The following is a 15,793-nucleotide window of genomic DNA, read 5'->3' as shown; positions in this document are numbered from 1 at the left end:
GCCGCCACGCTTCCGCCGGGCACCCGGCCGGAACGTCCGCTGGGGGGCCCGACGGAAGCGTGGCGGCGGTCAGGAGGCGGGCGCGCAAGGTGGCGGGTGGGGGGACGGCCGCCGCGTCCGCGAGGGCGGCGAGCGTCTCACGCAGCCGCCGCACCTCAGCCTCGCATCCGGGGCATTCGCGCAGGTGGTCCTCGAACAGGAGCCGCTCGACGTACGGCAGCGCGTGCGCGGCGTGGGCGCCGGCGAGGGCGTGGGGGTCGTGGAGGTCGTCGTTCATCGGTTCCTCCTTCGCTGGAGAGCCGCTGGAGAAGCCTGGCCGTGGGGCCGCCCGCGGGCGCGGGGAGGAGGACTACGGTGTGAGGAGGACGGCTCACGCATGTACTTCGGCTGCCCGGGCATGTCGGATGCCCAGGACCCCGGCTTTCGAGTTCACTGGGTGATGGTTCATGGATTGCGTGATAGCGGGCGGAGGGCCGGCGGGCGCTGTCCTCGCGCTCGTGCTGGCCAGGGCGGGCGTCGAGGTGACGCTGCTGGAGAAGCACGGCGACTTCCTGCGCGACTTCAGGGGCGACACGATCCACCCGTCGACCCTGCAGGTGCTCGACGAGCTGGGGCTGGCGCGGGAGTTCCTGCGGCTGCCCCACAGGAAGGCGTACGAGGTCGGCATCGTCACCGACACCGGCGAGATCAGGCTGGCGAGCCTGCGCGGCCTGCCCGGCCCCTACGACTACATCGCCTTCGTCCCGCAATGGGACTTCCTCAACCTCGTCACGTCGGCGGCCGGCGCCTACCCGAACTTCCGGCTGTCGCTGAACTCCGAGGCGTACGACCTGATCCGCGAGGACGGCGCCGTGCGCGGGCTCCGCTATCGCGACGGGTCGGGCGAGCACGAGATCAGGGCGGCCCTGACCGTGGCCGCCGACGGACGTTCCTCGACCCTGCGCGAGCGGGCCGGCCTCGTGCCCGAGGATCTCAAGGCGCCGATGGACGTGGTGTGGTTCGCGCTGCCCAGGAACGACGGCGACCGTGACGACACGTTCCTGCGGATCTCGGGCGGCGCCATGATGGTGGCGATCAACCGGGAGACGTACTGGCAGCTGGCGTACGTCATCCCCAAGGGCGGATACTCGGCGCTCGAGAGCGGCGGCATCGACGCGCTGCGCGAGCCGGTGGCCAGGCTGCTGCCGTGGCTGGCGGACCGGACGGGCGGGATCGGCGGCTACGACGACGTGAGCGTGCTCACGGTCGCGCTCAACCGGCTGCGCCGCTGGCACCGGCCGGGGCTGCTGTGCATCGGGGACGCCGCGCACGCCATGTCGCCGGTGTTCGGGGTGGGCATCAACCTGGCCGTCCAGGACGCGGTGGCCGCCGCCAACCTGCTGGCCGGTTCGCTCAGGTCCGGCGCGCCGATCCCCGAGCGGACCTTGCACCTGCTGCAGAGAAGGCGGATGGCGCCGACCAGGGTGACGCAGGCGGCCCAGCGGGTGGTGCACAATCTGGTGATCCGACCGGCGTTGTCGAGCCGGTTCGACCCGTCGGGCCTGCCCCGCGACCTGAGCAAGGTTCCGCTGGTCAACCGGCTGATCCCGCGGTTCATCGGGTTCGGTGTGCGTCCCGAGCACGTGAATGTCAGGGAAAGCCCGCCGCTCTGAGCCCGCATCCGGACAACCGGCTTCTCACAACGTGGACAATGGGGTCGGTAGGGGCGACGCAGTGGAATACCCTCGTATCTCGTGAGCAGCAATCTCGTGGATCTCGATTCCTGGCGAGCCCTCCCCGCGGCGCAGCAGCCCGAGTGGCCCGACCCCGGTGAGCTCGACAAGGTCGTCGCCGAGCTCGGCGGCCTGCCCCCACTCGTCTTCGCGGGCGAGTGCGACCAGCTGAAGGACCAGCTGGCGGCCGTGGCCCGCGGCGAGGCCTTCGTCCTGCAGGGCGGCGACTGCGCCGAGACGTTCGCCGGAGCCACCGCCGACAACGTGCGCAACAAGCTCAAGACACTGCTGCAGATGGCGATCGTGTTGACCTACGCGGGCAAGGTGCCGGTCGTCAAGATCGGCCGGGTCGCGGGGCAGTTCGCCAAGCCGCGCTCCAAGAGCACCGAGATCCGCGACGGCGTGGAGCTGCCCGCCTACCGCGGTGACATGGTCAACGGCTTCGAGTTCACCCCGGAGGCCCGCAGGCCCGACCCGTGGCGGCTGCTCAAGGCCTACCACTCCTCGGCGGTGACGCTCAATCTCGCGCGCGCCTTCACCAAGGGCGGCTACGCCGACCTGCGCCAGGTGCACGCCTGGAACCAGGACTTCGTCGCCGAGTCCCCGGCCGGGCGCCGCTACGAGAAGCTGGCCAGGGAGATCGACCAGGCGCTGGCGTTCATGCGGGCCTGCGGGGCCGATCCCGAGGAGTTCCACACGGTGGAGTTCTACTCCTCCCACGAGGCGCTCATCCTCGACTACGACCGCGCCCTGACCCGCATCGACTCCCGCACCGGGCTGCCCTACGACGTCTCGGCGCACATGGTCTGGATCGGCGAGCGCACCCGGCAGCTCGACGGCGCGCACGTCGACTTCTTCTCCCGCATCCGCAACCCGATCGGCGTGAAGCTCGGCCCCTCGACGACGCCCGAGGAGGCGGTCTCGCTGGTCGAGAAGCTCAACCCGCGCAACGAGGCGGGGCGGCTCACGTTCATCACCCGGATGGGGGCCTCCAAGATCCGCGACACGCTGCCCGCGCTGGTCAAGGAGGTCAGCACGACCGGAGCCAGGGTGGCCTGGATCTGCGACCCGATGCACGGCAACACCTTCGAGGCGCCGAGCGGCCACAAGACGCGGCGGGTCGACGACGTGCTCGACGAGGTGGCCGGTTTCTTCGAGGTGCACCGGTCGCTCGGCACGCATCCCGGAGGCATCCACATCGAGTTCACCGGCGACGACGTGACCGAGTGCGTGGGCGGGGGCCACGAGATCGGGGAGACCGATCTCGCCACCCGCTACGAGACGGCCTGCGACCCGCGGCTCAACCGCAGCCAGTCGCTCGACCTCGCCTTCCAGGTGGCCGAGCTCTACCGCGGCTGACCTTCTGGCCCCTGTGTCCCGCCTGTCCGGCTCGGACGCGTACGGCCCGGTTCGTCCCGCGCGGGGCGGCCGGGCCTTCCGCTGTTCACATGCCGGCCGCGCACGCCGCAGAAGGTGATTTGCGTCTCAATGGCGCTCTCCGTCATCCCCTTTTCTGGAGATTTTGGCGGTTTAGCCCGCTATGATCGCCGCAAACACGGCGAAATCTCGGGAGAAAAACGTGGATGATGCCCCCGAGGGGGTCGACCCCAACGTCCCTAACGTCGCGCGAATGTATGACTACTTTCTCGACGGCAAGGACAATTTCGCGGCCGACCGTGCAGCGGCGGAGCAGATCCTCAAGACCTTCCCCCACACCAAGGAGGCCGCCCGGTCGAACCGGGCGTTCCTGCGCCGCGCCGTACGCCATCTCGTGGACGAGGGCGCGCGGCAGATCGTCGACCTCGGAGCCGGCCTGCCGACCCAGGGCAACACGCACGAGATCGCCCCGGAGGCGCGGGTCGTGTACGTCGACTACGACGCCGTGGTGTGCGTGCACGGCAGGGCGCTGCTGGCCCGCCGCGACAACGTGGACTTCCTCCAGGCGGACGTACGCGAGCCCGAGGCGCTGCTGGACAAGCTGGACGGCATGGTGGACTTCGACCGGCCGGTGGCGTTCCTGATGCTGACCGTGCTGCACTTCGTCCCCGGCGACCACGCTCACGAGGTGGTGAGGAAGCTGCGGGACGCGAGCGCACCCGGCAGCCACCTGGTCGTCAGCCACGCCGTGGATCCCACGCCGGACGTCACCCCGCAGGCCCTGGAGGTCTACCGCAGGGCCACGGCCGCGCTGAACCTGCGCACCCGCGAGGAGATCGAACGCTTCTTCGACGGGTATGAGCTGGCCGAGCCCGGCCTCGTGTACCCGTACGACTGGCGCACGGACGATCCGGGCGACCCGGGCAAGGGCATCACGTTCGGCTACGTCGGAGTCGGCCGCAAGCCCTGAGGGCGGCACGCGAGAGCCCCGCCAGGGACGGCGGGGCTCGCCAGGGTCAGTTCTTCTGGGCGTTCTTCAACTCCTCGTTGAGCTCCGCCCGGATGGCGTCCATGTCGAGCGCCCGAACCTGCTTGATCAGGTCTTCCAGCGCGGGGGCCGGGATGGCGCCCGCCTGGGCGAAGACCACGATGCCGTCGCGGATGGCCATCAGCGTGGGGATCGAGGTGATGTCGAACCCCTGCGCCAGCCCCTGCTCCGCATCGGTGTCAATCTTCCCGAACGTGATGTCCCCGTGTTTCTCCGACGCCTGCTCGAAGATCGGCCCGAACTTCTTGCACGGCGGGCACCATTCGGCCCAGAAGTCGAGCAGGACGATCCCCTTGTCGGCGATGTCGTTGAAGGTCTTCTCTGTCACTTCGATGGTCGCCACAAGAGGCTCCTCGTTCGTCGCTACGTCTGTAACCGTTAGAACTCAATACCCTGCCCGGTGATTCCAGCCCTACGCCACCGCCGGGGCCGGGGGGACCCCGGCGGTCCTCAGCCTCTCATCTCCTGCCGCGGGACAGAGCCAGTCCTGCGATCACCGGGTCGTGGTCGGAGGAGCGGTAGGCATCGGGCCGGTAGAGGTCCGGCGGGTTGAACTCGGTGTTGTAGTCGCGGATGCGCGGCTCGTCGGCGTTGACGTGCCAGATGGTCGCCCCCGTCACCCGCCCGCGCAGCTCCCTGCCGACGAGCACGTGGTCCAGTTCGCCCGCGAGCCCGTCGAAGACGTAGCTGTAGCGCCGCGGCGCGGGGACGAACCGCTTGGTCACGCTGGTCAGGCCGCCCTTCTCAAGGGTCTTGATCGGGTCCTCCTCGCCGTAGGCGTTGAGGTCGCCGAGCACGATCGGTCCCGGCAGGTCCGCGACGATGCCGAGCAGCGCCTCGGCCTGAGCGACGCGGGTGGCGTTCCAGCAGCCCTGGCCGTCGCCCTGGTCGGCGTCGGGGCCGCTGGAGGGGCAGCTGCCCTTCGACTTGAGGTGGTTGACCACCAGCGTGAACGGCCGGCCGCCGCCCTTCCCGCGGAACGTCTGGATCAACGGCGGCCGGCTGAAGACCGCGTCCTGCGACGCCCTGGTCTCCCCCACCGGGGTCAGCCTGCCGGGCTTGTAGATCAGGCCCACCTGGATGGCGTCGGTGCCCGGGTGGGGGTGCGTGAGCGCGGCGTACGTACCCGCTCCGACCTCGGCGTTGACGGCGTCCACGAGCGCCTGGAGCGCGGTCCGGCCGTTGTTCTCGACCTCCATGAGGGCGACCGCGTCGGCGTCGAGGCCCTTGAGCGCGGCCACCAGCTTGGCGAGCTGGCGGCGCTGCTCCTCGGCGTCGCCCGCCCCGCGCGAGCCGGGCGTGGTGAACCAGTTGAGGGTGTTGAACGAGGCCACCTTCACGTTCCCGCCCACCGGGGAGGGTCTGCGCGGGCGCGGGTTGGCGCTTCTGTACGCGACCGGTTTCGTGGGCTGCAGCCGGTACGCGCCGAAACCGTACCCCAGCACGCCCGTGAGCCCGCTCGTCACGTCGCCGGCCCGTACGATCGGTGGCAGCGTGGCCGGGTTCTCCCTGGTGGAGCCGTCGTCGACGAGCAGCGACCGGCGGGCGCCGGCCGCCGGGTCGACGCCGCGCCGGTCGGTCGGCTGGTAGAGCCGGCCCTGGGAGGAGAGCGTGACCTCGCCGTAGCGGCCCAGGTTGTAGTGCTCGGTGACGGTGAGCGGCTGCGGGAACGTCAGCAGCATGTTCTCGACGGGCTCCAGCCCGCCGGAGGGCAGCCGGTACGGCCGCGCGGCCACGCGCCCCGTGCCGCACACGTCCACGGCGGTGACCGGCGACAGCTCCGTCCACCCGTTGAACTCGGTGGCCCGCCCGGTGACGAGGACCCGGTCGCCGGGCCGGACGTCCTTGACCGCCTCCCCCGCGTACGCGAACAGCCCTTCGGAGGTCCGCGGGTCGGCGTCCGGGCGGGGGTCCTGGAGGAAGAAGCCGTCGAGCTGGTCGGTCCGCTGGAAGTCGCCGGTGACGACGCCCTCGACCCGCACGGTCCGGCCGGCCAGCGGGGTGGCGTCGCCCTCGCCCTGCACCTGGGAGATCCGGTGCGTGGCGGGTGCGGCGCAAGGGGCGGGGGGCTCGGCGCGGGCCGGCGTGGTGAGGAGAGCCACGGGCAGAACCACTGCCAGGACCGCCGTGATCGAGGCGGTCAGGGATGCTCGGGATAAAGCGCGCATGCCCGGCACAATAGACGCAATGTAGCCCGCAAATTTCCACATAAAAGTGGATAGAACATTAAATCACCGAACCTTGACATCGGCCGCCGCGGGTATGACGAGTACGTGACTCCTCCGCCCCCTGAAGGAGGCGGCTTCTCGCTAAGCCGCTTCCGCAGGTTCGCGAAGGGCAAGCCCTGCCCTGAGAATGTTCTTGGCCGCGTTGACGTCGGCGTGCGCGGTATGACCGCACGCCGTACAGGCGAACCCGGCCTGGGTGACGCGGTTCTCCCGTGCGCTGTGCCCGCAGCGGGCGCAGGTGCGGGAGGTGCCGGCGGGGTTCACCGCGATCAGCTTGCGACCGGCGCTTTCAGCCTTGTACGCGAGGATCGTCAGGAACACCCCCCAGCCCGCGTCCAGGATGCTCCGGTTGAGGCCGGACTTGGCAGCGACGTTGCGGCCGGGAGATTCGATCGTGCCCACCGCCGAGCGGGTCATGTTCGCGATCCGCAGGTCCTCGTGCACGATCACGTCATAGGCGGCCACCAGGGCGCGCGCGGCCTTGTGCGCGCCGTCCAGACGTTGCCTGCGCACTCTGGCGTGCAGCGCGGCCACGCGGGCCACCGCCTTGCGCCGCCGCTTGGAGCCCCGTTGCTTGCGGGCCAGCACCCGCTGCGCGTCCGCCAGCCGGCCGGCGGAGGCGGCCAGGTGGCGGGGGTTGGTCAGATGCTGCCCGTCGCTGGTCGTGACGAGCGAGGCCACACCCATGTCGATCCCGGCCACCACACCCGTGGCGGGCAGCGGCTCGGCGGGCACATCGTCGCACGACAGCACCACGAACCAGCGGGAGCCCTCGCGCGTGACGCTGATCGTCTTCACCTGGCCGCGCACGGGCCGATGCCGGTGGACGCGGACGTGCCCGACCCCCTGGAGCCGCACGTAGGTGGCGGTCGGGTGCTCGGGCTGGGAGTCCCACCGGCAGCCGTCGCCGTCCTTCGGCCACTCGACCGTGTCGAACCGGCCACGCCCCTTGAACCGCGGGAAGCCCGGCGCGCGACCCGCGCGGACCCGCTTGAAGAACGCGGCGAACGCCTTGTCGAGCCGTCGCAGGGTGGCCTGCTGGGACGAGAACGACCAACGCCCCTGCCCGTCCGGGTCGTCGGCGCGGATGTGTTTCAGCTCGGCCGACTGCTCGCCGTACCGGACGCTCACCCCCGCCCTGGCATAGGCGGTGCGCCGGTGCTCCAGAGCGACGTTGTAGAGCTGCCGGTGGTCCTCAAGGCACGCCGCCAGCGCCGCCGCCTGCCGGGCCGTGGGGCGCAGCAGGAATGTGAACGACCTGCGCACACCCATCTGCCATCACGTTCGGTAATGACATCGCCACGATACTGGCTGGCGCCGACAAAATCGGGAAGGAAATCCGTGATGCGCAGATGTGACAGGTCAGGGCACGATCGGGCCTTGACGGCCCTCCCGCTCCCGATCCACCCGTCGCCGCAAGGCGACGGTCCCCTCGGGAGGATCTGATGGACTGGGTCACCTGCGCGCATTCCGCCGGCTGCACCGGGGTCGCCGTCCGCCCGGCCGGCCGCTGCCTCGCCCACCTCCCTCCCGACCAACTCTCGGAAGCGCTCCGCGCGCTGCGCCCCGGCCGCCTGCTCGACCTGCGCGGCACCACCGTCAACGGCGACCTGATGTCCCGGGTCATCGAGGCCGCGGGCGGCCGGCCCGGCCGGGCACGGTTCGACCGGGCACGCTTCACCGGCGACGTCCGGCTGCCTGGCGTGACGTTCACCGGCGACGTGTCGCTCGACGACGCCAGGTTCGACCGGCTGGCCTCGTTCTTCGGCGCCCGGTTCGAGGGCAACGTGTCGATGGCCGGCGCCCGGTTCGCCCGCGAGTTCTCCTTCCACGGCGTCACCGTGCGCGGGCACGTCTCCCTCGACCGGGCGCTGATGTCCCGCGACGCGCTGTTCAGCCAGGCCGTGTTCGGCCGCGGGCTGTCGTGCGAGCGGGCCAGGTTCGACGGGTACGCCGCGTTCGACGGCGCCCGCCTCTGCGGCGGGGCCGCCTTCAGGGGAACCCGCTTCGGCCGTACGCTCTCGTTCCGCAAGGTCATGGGGAACGCCGGGTTCGACGCCGCCCACTTCGCGGGAGACGCCTACCTGTCGGCCACCGGCCGGCTCTCGGCGGCCAGGGCCCGCGCCGACGGCCTGCTCGACGTGGTCGTCGCCCGGTGCGGCGTGGACCTGCGCGGGGTGGCGGTGTCGGGCCCGACGACGCTGCGGCTGACCGACTCGCAGGCCGACCTGGAGGGCGCGGTGCTGCGCGGCCCCGCCGTCGTGGCGGGCAAGGGCAGGTCCACGCTCACCTCGCTGCGCCGGGTCGAGGCCGTCGATCTGGCGCTGTCGGGGCTGGACCTGTCGGCGTGCCGGTTCGCCGGCCTGGCCCATCCGTCCGGCGTACGGGTGGAGGACTGCGTGTTCGCGCTGACTCCGCGCGGCGTGCGGGTGAACCTGCGCCGGCCGATGGTGCGATGGTTCTCCCGCCGCCGGGCACTCGCCGACGAGCACACCATGCGCGGCGGGCCGCACGCGGCAGACCCCGCCGCGACGCCGGACCACCTCGCCGCCCTCTACGCCGGGTTGTCCCCTGACGACCACGTCACCTCCGCCGACTTCGCCTCAGCCGCCGCGGAGATGCGCCGCCTGGCCGGCCACCGCTGGTGGCCGTAGGGAGCAGCCGCCGCTCGTGAGGGTGGCGGGCCGTTCCCGCGCAGCCGCGCGGCCAGCGGGTCGCCCCGACGCAACATCGGGGAAGTCCCGGATAGGCCCCCGGGTTCTCGCTCCCTAGACTTGACCGCATGCGCATCGACGACTACGTGGCAGATCTCGACCGCGCCCTGGCCGGCCCCCATGGCCTGAAGCGCGACATGGTCGTCGAAGCGCGCGACAGCCTGACCGACACCGCCGACGCGCTGGAGGCCGAGGGCCTGGACCGTGCGGAGGCGGAGCGGGTCGCGGTGGCCGAGTTCGGGGAGGTAGGCGAGATCGCCTCCGGCTACCAGGCAGAGCTGACCGCCTCCGCGGGCCGGCGGCTCGGCGTCCTGCTGTTCGCCGGCCTGCCGATCACGGTGCTCATGTGGTCGCTGCTGTGGCGCGCCTACCCGCCCTCCGACGACACCTGGGCACACCAGCCGGCGTGGTATCACACGCTCTCGCAGCTGCTCGACGGCATCCAGCTGGCCACCGGCCTGTACGGCGGCATCGCGCTGTTCGCGCTGAGCAGGGGCGCCCGGTGGATGCACCGGCCCCGGCTCGTGACCAGGTCGCTGGGCTGGATCGTGTGGGCGTCGCTGCCGATCACCGGAGGCCTGGGACTGATGCTCTCCTACGGCACGAAGGACCCCAATTCCCTGGACAACCTGCCCTCCCTGCTCGCCAACCTGGTGACCTGGGCCGTGTGGGGCATGCAGATCTACTGTGCCGCCCGGTGCATGCGCATCACGCGGGTCCCGCGCGCGCACGCCGTCTGAGGCGCCGGCTCACCTCGGGGCGACGGCGTTCGCGCGGAGCACGCCGCCGATCACGCTGGTGAACTCGCGCCAGGCCGAGCGCTCGCCCTCGAGCTGCTTCCTGCCCGCGTCGGTCAGCCGGTAGGTGCGGCGCCTGCGCCCGCCGACCGTCGCCCACTCGCTGGCGAGGTAGCCGATGCGCTCCAGCCTGCGCAGCGCCGGGTAGACGGTGCCCGTCGGCACGTTGAGCGCGCCCGCGCTGCGTTCCTGCAGCGCCTCGATGATGGCGTAGCCGTGCAGCGGCTCCCGCTCCAGCACGGAGAGCAGCAGCGCGTCCAGGTGTCCGCGTAGCGCGTCCGGGTTCATGGTTCCGATCCTAGACATCGGTTCTTCATGTAGACAGCCTACATGTAGGCTGCCTATATGTAGACTGTCTATGCATCAGGAACAACAACGGAGTCGTGATGGACGTACTCGAACTGGCTCGCGCGCAGTTCGCGGTGACGAGCAACCTGCATTTCCTGTTCGTCGTGCTCACGCTGGGGCTGGCGCCGCTGGTGGCGATCATGCACACCCGGTGGGCGGCCTCCGGCCGGCCGGTGCACGAGCGAATGACGCGGTTCTGGGGGCAGATCTACGTCATCAACTACGCGCTGGGCATCGTGACCGGGCTGGTGATGGAGTTCCAGTTCGGGCTGACGTGGAGCGGGCTGACCCACTACGCGGGCGACGTGTTCGGCGCGCCGCTGGCCATGGAGACCCTGGTCGCGTTCTTCCTGGAGTCGACGTTCCTCGGCCTGTGGATCTTCGGGTGGGGGCGGCTGCCCCGGTGGGCGCACGTGGCCTGCATCTGGGCCGTGACCCTGACGGCGTACGCCAGCGCGTTCTTCATCATGGTCGCCAACTCCTTCCTGCAGAACCCGGCCGGCTCCGTGGTGCGCGGCGGACGGATGGTGCTGACCGACTTCGGCGCCCTGCTCACCAACAAGGCCCTGGTCTTCTCCTTCCCGCACGTGCTCGGGGCCGGGCTGTTCACCGGGGGCATGGTGCTGGTGGGCGCGAGCGCGTACCAGTTGCGGCGCCGTACCGACGAGCTGGAGTTCTTCACCCGGTCGATGCGCATAGGGGTGCACACCGCGGCCATCGGCATATTCGTGACGCTGGCCTTCGGCTACGCGCAGTTCGGCGGGATCGTCACCGGCAAGTTCGACGGGAACACCGGAGCCTCGCTGCCGCTCGCGGTCATGATCGAGATCGGGCACCTGCTCGCGCTGGTCGTGCTGCTCGGGATGCTGCCACTGGTCCGCGTACTGCCGAGGTGGCGCTGGACCCATCCGATCCTGATCGCGATGACGCCGCTGCCGTTCGCCGTCTCGGTCATGGGCTGGGCCGCCAGGGAGGTCGGGCGGCAGCCGTGGATGATCTGGGAGCGGCTCACCGTGGCCGACGCCATGTCGCCCGGGCTGACCCCGGGCATGGTCACCACCTCGCTCGTCGCCTTCACCGCCGTGCTCGGGCTGCTGGCCGTCGTCGACTACGTGCTCATCGCCCGGGTCGTCAGGCGGGGACCGCGCGACACGGCCCTGGGCGCCCCCGCGGCGGACGAGCCGCGATCCCCCGCGCTGAGCTACTGAGCCTAGCTACTGAGGAGTGCGTGACACATGGAAGTGATCTGGTTCGTCTTCTTCACCGTGCTGCTGGCCGGCTATTTCGCCCTCGAGGGCTTCGACCTCGGCGTGGGGCTGCTGCTGCCGGTGCTCGGCAGGACGCGGGAGACCAGGGACCGCATGGTGGCCGCCGTGGCGCCGTACGTGCTGGCCAACGAGGTGTGGCTGGTCGCGGTCGCCGGGACCATGTTCGGGGTCTACCCGCTGCTGGAGGGCGAGGTGCTGTTCGGGCTGTACCCGCTGGTCGTGGCCATGCTGCTGAGCTGGGTCGTGCGCGACGCCGGGCTGTGGTTCCGGCGCAGGCTCGACGGCTCCGCGTGGCGCGGCCTGTGGGACGCGGCGATCGCGTTCGGCTCGCTGGGGTTGTCGTTCGGCTGGGGGATGACGTTGTACGCGGCGGCCACCGGGTTCGCGTCGCCGCCCGTCCACCCGCTCGGTGTGCTGCTGGGCGTGGTGATGACGCTGCTGTTCGCCCTGCACGGATGGACGTTCCTGGCCTGGCGCACGCCGGGCGAGTTCGGCGCCACGCGGTCGGGCCTCGCGCTGCTCGGGACGGGGCTGGTCGCCGCGATCCCCGCGGTGGGGGTGCTGGCGGGCGCGATGCCGTACCTGCTGGAGCACAGTGCACCCGCTGCCACGCTGAATGTGCTCAGTGTCATGGTGCTGCCGGTCGCACCCATCCTCCTCGGCGCGCAAATATGGGTATGGCGGACTTTCCGTCCAGGTAAGGACGCCTTCCGGTTCCCGTCGTTCTTCTGAGGACACGTGCACAAGGATCTCCTGCGGCTCATGCGGGCCGAGCGCTCGGTCCGCCGCCATCTCGCCGTCACCATGGCCGCGGCCGTACTGGCGGGCCTGCTCGTACTGGTGCAGGCCGAACTGCTCGCCGGGGTGCTGTCCGGCAGGTTCACCGCCGCCGCGCTGGCCGTGCTCGCCGCGGTGGTGTGCGTGCGCGCGCTCCTCGCCTGGACTCAGGGTGTCTTCGCCGGGCGCACCGCGACCGGCGTCAAGTCGGCGCTGCGCCACCGGCTGCTCACGCGCCTGCGCGAGCTGGGGCCGGGCAGGCTGGCCGCGCACCGCTCCGGCGAGCTCGTCACGCTCGCCGGGCGCGGCCTCGACGGGCTCGACGCCTACCTGACCGGCTACCTGCCCGCCATCGCGGTCGCCGCGGTCGTGCCCGTCGCCGTGCTGGTCCGGCTCTTCGCCGCCGACCTCGCCAGCGCCGTCATCGTGCTCGTCACCCTGCCGTTGATCCCCGTCTTCGGGGCGCTGGTGGGCATGACGACCAAGGCCGTCACCGAATGCCAGTACCTCGCGCTGTCGCGGCTCGGCGGGCACTTCCTCGACGTGGTGCGCGGGCTGCCCACCCTGCGGGCGTTCGGGCGGGCCCGCTACCAGGCGGGCGTCATCCAGCAGGTCGCCGACGCCCACCGGAGCGCCACCATGCGGACGTTGCGGGTGGCGTTCCTGTCGTCGCTGGTCCTGGAGTTGTGCGCGTCGCTGTCGCTGGCGCTGGTGGCGGTGCCGATCGGGCTGCGGCTGCTCGGCGGCTCCCTGGACCTGACGACCGCGCTGCTGGTGCTGCTGCTGGCGCCGGAGGCGTACCTGCCGCTGCGGGCCATGGGGACACGTTTCCACGCGTCCATGGAAGGGGTGGCCGCCGCCGACGCGGCCTTCGCCGTGCTCGACCGTTCCGCCGAGGAGCGGGACGAGCCCATACGCCGTCCGGCCGCCGTACCGGCGGGGACGCCCGCACCCGCGCCGGCGGAGGCCCCGGAGATCCGGCTGGAGGGCGTGACCGTGCGCTACCCGGGCCGGGACGCCGCCGCGCTGGACGACGTCTGCCTCACCATCGGCCCGCGCGAACGGGTCGCCCTGGTCGGCGAGAGCGGCGGGGGCAAAAGCACGCTGCTCCATCTCGTCCTCGGCTTCGTCCAGCCGTCCGAGGGGCGGGTGCTCATCGACGGCACGGACCTGCGCGACCTCGACCCGGCGAGCTGGCGTGCGCGGCTGGCGTTCGTGGCGCAGCGGCCGCACCTGTTCGCCACGACGGTGGCGGGCAACATCCGGCTCGGCGCGCCGTCGGCCTCCCTGGAGGAGGTCCGCCGGGCGGCCGGCGCCGCGTACGCCGGCTTCGTGGCCGACCTGCCCCAGGGGTTCGACACCGTGGTCGGGGAGGGAGGGGCCGGGTTCTCGGCGGGCCAGCGTCAGCGGATCGCGCTCGCGCGTGCCTTCTGCCGTGCCGACGCCTCGGTGCTGCTGCTCGACGAGCCGACGGCCCGCCTGGACGGGCGGAGCGAGGCCGCCGTGGTGGCGGCGACCGCGGACCTGGCCCGGGATCGTACGGCCGTCATCGTGGCGCACCGGCCCGCGATGATCGACCTCGCCGACCGGGTCGTGCGCCTCCACGAGGGCCGCGTCGTCTCCGACACCACCCGCCCCGCCACGACGGCGGACCGGGCACAGGCCGGCCCGCCTGGCCCTTCCCCAGGAGGCGCGCCGGCGGAAGGGCGGACGGCCGGGCACGGCAGGGGCGGCCGGCAGGTGGCGGACGCGCGGGGCAAAGAGGGCGGACGATGAACCGGCGCATGGGTACGCGGCTCGTCTGGGCCGTGCTGGCCGGGTCGGCGGCCGACCTGGCGGGGCTCGGGCTGATCGCCGCCGCCGCGTGGCTGATCACCAGGGCCGCCGAGCAGCCGCCGCTGGCCGCGCTGAGCGTGGCGATCGTGGCGACCAGGGCGTTCGCCACCGGCAAGGGCGTCTTCCGCTACGCCGAACGGCTCACCGGGCACGACGTCGCGCTCCGCGCCCAGGCGGGCACCCGTGAGCGCCTCTACCAGGCGCTCATCCCGCCCCAGCGACCCCGTCACGGCGGCGCCGACCTGCTCAGCCGCATGGTCGACGACACCGAGGCCGTACAGGACCTGCTGGTCCGCTGCCTGCTCCCGGCCGCCGCCGCGGCGATGGCCGGGCTGGCCGCCGTGGTCATCGGGCTCACGATCCTGCCGGTGGCCGCTCTGGTGCTGGTGGCGGGCCTGGTGCTGGCCGGGGTCGCCCTGCCCGCAGGCACGGCGGCCGCCGCCCGCCGCTGGTCGGCCAGGATCGCCCCGGCGAGGGCGGCGCTGGCGGGCCGGGTGGCGGACCTCGTGCACGGCGCCGCGGACCTGGCCGCGTACGGCGCCGACGACGCCGCCCTGGACCGGGCCCGGGCGGCGGACGAGTCGCTGGCCGCACTCGAACACCGCCAGGCCCGCGTCCACGCCGCCGCCCTGGCCGGGGGCACCCTGGTGCAGGGGCTGACGGTGGCGGCCGTCGTCCTGCTCGCCCAGGGCGCGGGAGCGGGCTCGGTCGGGACGGCCGTGCTGGCGCTGACGTCCCTGGTGGCCTTCGAGCCGGTGCTGCCCCTGGCCGCGGCCGGGGAGCGCATGGCGGGCATCATGGAGGCGCTGCGGCGGCTGCGCGAGGTCGGCTCCGCCGAGCCCGCGGTGGGCGAGCCGGCCGAGCCCGCGCCACCGCCCCTGGGCCCCCTGACCGTCGAGATCGACGACCTGGTGGTACGCCACGCCGCCCGGGAGGCGTTCCCGGCGGGTGACCCGGTCTCCTCTCCCGGCCCTGAGGGTCCCGGGGAGCCGGTGGACGGCGGCCGGCCGGCGCTGGACGGCGTGTCGCTTCGGCTCACGCCCGGCAGGCGGGTCGCCGTCGTCGGCCCGAGCGGGGCGGGGAAGAGCACGCTGCTGGCCGCTCTGATGCGCCTGGTGGAGCCGGAGTCGGGCACGGTCACGGTGAACGGCACCGACATCCGTGAGCTCACCGGTGACGACGTACGGACCTTGATGACGGGCCTCACCCAGGACTCCTACATCTTCCGTGCCGCCCTCCGCGACAACCTGCGCCTGGCGGGCCCGGAGGCGGACGACGAGGAGCTGTGGCGCGCCGTACGCGCTGCCAGGCTCGGCACGTGGGTGGAGCGCACCGGCTGGGACACCGAGCTGGGCGAGGACGGCAGAACCGTGTCCGGCGGGCAGTTGCAGCGGCTGGCCCTGGCCAGGGCGTTGTTGTACGACCCTCCTGTGCTGCTGCTCGACGAGCCCGCGGAGGCGCTCGACGAGGAGACGGCCGACCGGCTCATGGCGGACCTGCTCGACGTGACCAGGGACCGCACCACGCTGCTCGTGACGCATCGGCTCAAAGGGCTGGAGACGGTCGACGAGATCATCGTGCTCGACGAGGGCCGCGTCATCCAGCGCGGCCGCCATGAGGAGCTCGTCTCCGCGCCCGGCTACTACCGGGACCTGTGGGAGTCCGAGGTCCTGACCAGGCGTTAGACC

General features: G+C 72.1%; 13 protein-coding genes and 1 pseudogene. 9 read left to right on the top strand and 5 right to left on the bottom strand.

Features of this window, described 5'->3' with window-relative positions:
* Nucleotides 1-277, bottom strand: a pseudogene (locus E1295_RS26980) (anti-sigma factor); the annotation flags it as partial.
* 169 nt (nt 278-446) lie between these two features.
* Here E1295_RS26980 and E1295_RS26975 point away from each other — a divergent pair.
* From E1295_RS26975 to E1295_RS26965, 3 genes are all read left to right on the top strand, one after another.
* Nucleotides 447-1,652: an FAD-dependent oxidoreductase gene (locus E1295_RS26975; RefSeq protein WP_132633949.1), complete on the top strand. Its 1,206-nt coding sequence runs from the start codon at nt 447-449 to the stop codon at nt 1,650-1,652.
* A gap of 81 nt (nt 1,653-1,733) precedes the next feature.
* Entirely contained in the window at nt 1,734-3,071 is a 1,338-nt protein-coding gene (locus E1295_RS26970) for a class II 3-deoxy-7-phosphoheptulonate synthase (RefSeq protein ID WP_132633947.1), read from the top strand.
* Nucleotides 3,072-3,252: 181 nt separating this feature from the next.
* Nucleotides 3,253-4,059, top strand: coding sequence for an SAM-dependent methyltransferase (locus E1295_RS26965; RefSeq protein WP_132633945.1), 807 nt, complete (start codon nt 3,253-3,255; stop codon nt 4,057-4,059).
* A gap of 46 nt (nt 4,060-4,105) precedes the next feature.
* On the opposite strand, the gene E1295_RS26960 is transcribed toward E1295_RS26965, so the two are convergent.
* From E1295_RS26960 to E1295_RS26950, 3 genes are all read right to left on the bottom strand, one after another.
* The gene (locus tag E1295_RS26960; protein ID WP_132633943.1) at nt 4,106-4,480 is read right to left on the bottom strand and encodes a thioredoxin family protein; all 375 of its coding nucleotides are present in this window, start codon (nt 4,478-4,480) and stop codon (nt 4,106-4,108) included.
* A gap of 115 nt (nt 4,481-4,595) precedes the next feature.
* Nucleotides 4,596-6,305: an ExeM/NucH family extracellular endonuclease gene (locus tag E1295_RS26955; protein ID WP_166427432.1), complete on the bottom strand. Its 1,710-nt coding sequence runs from the start codon at nt 6,303-6,305 to the stop codon at nt 4,596-4,598.
* A 141-nt stretch (nt 6,306-6,446) separates the two neighbouring features.
* Nucleotides 6,447-7,637, bottom strand: coding sequence for an RNA-guided endonuclease InsQ/TnpB family protein (locus tag E1295_RS26950; protein ID WP_132633939.1), 1,191 nt, complete (start codon nt 7,635-7,637; stop codon nt 6,447-6,449).
* A 173-nt stretch (nt 7,638-7,810) separates the two neighbouring features.
* On the opposite strand from E1295_RS26950, the gene E1295_RS26945 reads away from it, so the two are divergent.
* Together E1295_RS26945 and E1295_RS26940 are read left to right on the top strand one after the other, a co-directional pair.
* On the top strand, nt 7,811-9,019 hold the full coding sequence (locus E1295_RS26945) for a pentapeptide repeat-containing protein (RefSeq protein WP_132633937.1): 1,209 nt from the start codon (nt 7,811-7,813) through the stop codon (nt 9,017-9,019).
* Between the two features lie 128 nt (nt 9,020-9,147).
* The gene (locus tag E1295_RS26940; RefSeq protein ID WP_132633935.1) at nt 9,148-9,819 is read left to right on the top strand and encodes a permease prefix domain 1-containing protein; all 672 of its coding nucleotides are present in this window, start codon (nt 9,148-9,150) and stop codon (nt 9,817-9,819) included.
* A gap of 9 nt (nt 9,820-9,828) precedes the next feature.
* Here E1295_RS26940 and E1295_RS26935 read toward each other — a convergent pair whose 3' ends face one another.
* Nucleotides 9,829-10,164 carry a PadR family transcriptional regulator gene (locus E1295_RS26935; RefSeq protein ID WP_132633933.1) on the bottom strand — a complete coding sequence of 112 codons (336 nt, stop codon included), beginning with the start codon at nt 10,162-10,164 and terminating at the stop codon, nt 9,829-9,831.
* A 98-nt stretch (nt 10,165-10,262) separates the two neighbouring features.
* On the opposite strand from E1295_RS26935, the gene E1295_RS26930 reads away from it, so the two are divergent.
* From E1295_RS26930 to E1295_RS26915, 4 genes are read left to right on the top strand one after another with little or no spacing between them, the layout of a single operon-like run.
* Complete coding sequence (locus E1295_RS26930) at nt 10,263-11,432, top strand: cytochrome ubiquinol oxidase subunit I (protein ID WP_132633931.1); 1,170 nt, start codon at nt 10,263-10,265, stop codon at nt 11,430-11,432.
* 27 nt (nt 11,433-11,459) lie between these two features.
* Nucleotides 11,460-12,224, top strand: coding sequence for a cytochrome d ubiquinol oxidase subunit II (locus E1295_RS26925; protein WP_132633929.1), 765 nt, complete (start codon nt 11,460-11,462; stop codon nt 12,222-12,224).
* Nucleotides 12,225-12,230: 6 nt separating this feature from the next.
* A complete protein-coding gene (gene cydD, locus E1295_RS26920) occupies nt 12,231-14,045 on the top strand; it encodes a thiol reductant ABC exporter subunit CydD (protein WP_181958047.1) in 1,815 nt (604 codons plus the stop codon).
* The gene (locus E1295_RS26915) at nt 14,042-15,790 is read left to right on the top strand and encodes an amino acid ABC transporter ATP-binding/permease protein (RefSeq protein WP_246080388.1); all 1,749 of its coding nucleotides are present in this window, start codon (nt 14,042-14,044) and stop codon (nt 15,788-15,790) included. The genes cydD and E1295_RS26915 overlap by 4 nt, the downstream gene beginning before the upstream one ends.
* Nucleotides 15,791-15,793 lie beyond the last annotated feature (3 nt).

It is taken from the genome of Nonomuraea mesophila, assembly GCF_004352805.1.
In the GTDB taxonomy this organism is placed as follows: domain Bacteria; phylum Actinomycetota; class Actinomycetes; order Streptosporangiales; family Streptosporangiaceae; genus Nonomuraea; species Nonomuraea longispora.
Note: the sequence above shows the minus strand (reverse complement) of the source record. Positions and strands in the feature narration are given on the sequence as shown.

Bases quoted from the DNA above. Each gene is read 5' to 3' on its own strand.
- E1295_RS26975 (WP_132633949.1), top strand. From the start codon at position 447: ATGGATTGCGTGATAGCGGGCGGAGGGCCGGCGGGCGCTGTCCTCGCG.
- E1295_RS26965 (WP_132633945.1), top strand. From the start codon at position 3,253: ATGATCGCCGCAAACACGGCGAAATCTCGGGAGAAAAACGTGGATGAT.
- E1295_RS26955 (WP_166427432.1), bottom strand. From the start codon at position 6,305: ATGCGCGCTTTATCCCGAGCATCCCTGACCGCCTCGATCACGGCGGTC.
- E1295_RS26950 (WP_132633939.1), bottom strand. From the start codon at position 7,637: ATGGGTGTGCGCAGGTCGTTCACATTCCTGCTGCGCCCCACGGCCCGG.
- E1295_RS26945 (WP_132633937.1), top strand. From the start codon at position 7,811: ATGGACTGGGTCACCTGCGCGCATTCCGCCGGCTGCACCGGGGTCGCC.
- E1295_RS26940 (WP_132633935.1), top strand. From the start codon at position 9,148: ATGCGCATCGACGACTACGTGGCAGATCTCGACCGCGCCCTGGCCGGC.
- E1295_RS26935 (WP_132633933.1), bottom strand. From the start codon at position 10,164: ATGAACCCGGACGCGCTACGCGGACACCTGGACGCGCTGCTGCTCTCC.
- E1295_RS26930 (WP_132633931.1), top strand. From the start codon at position 10,263: ATGGACGTACTCGAACTGGCTCGCGCGCAGTTCGCGGTGACGAGCAAC.
- E1295_RS26925 (WP_132633929.1), top strand. From the start codon at position 11,460: ATGGAAGTGATCTGGTTCGTCTTCTTCACCGTGCTGCTGGCCGGCTAT.
- E1295_RS26915 (WP_246080388.1), top strand. From the start codon at position 14,042: ATGAACCGGCGCATGGGTACGCGGCTCGTCTGGGCCGTGCTGGCCGGG.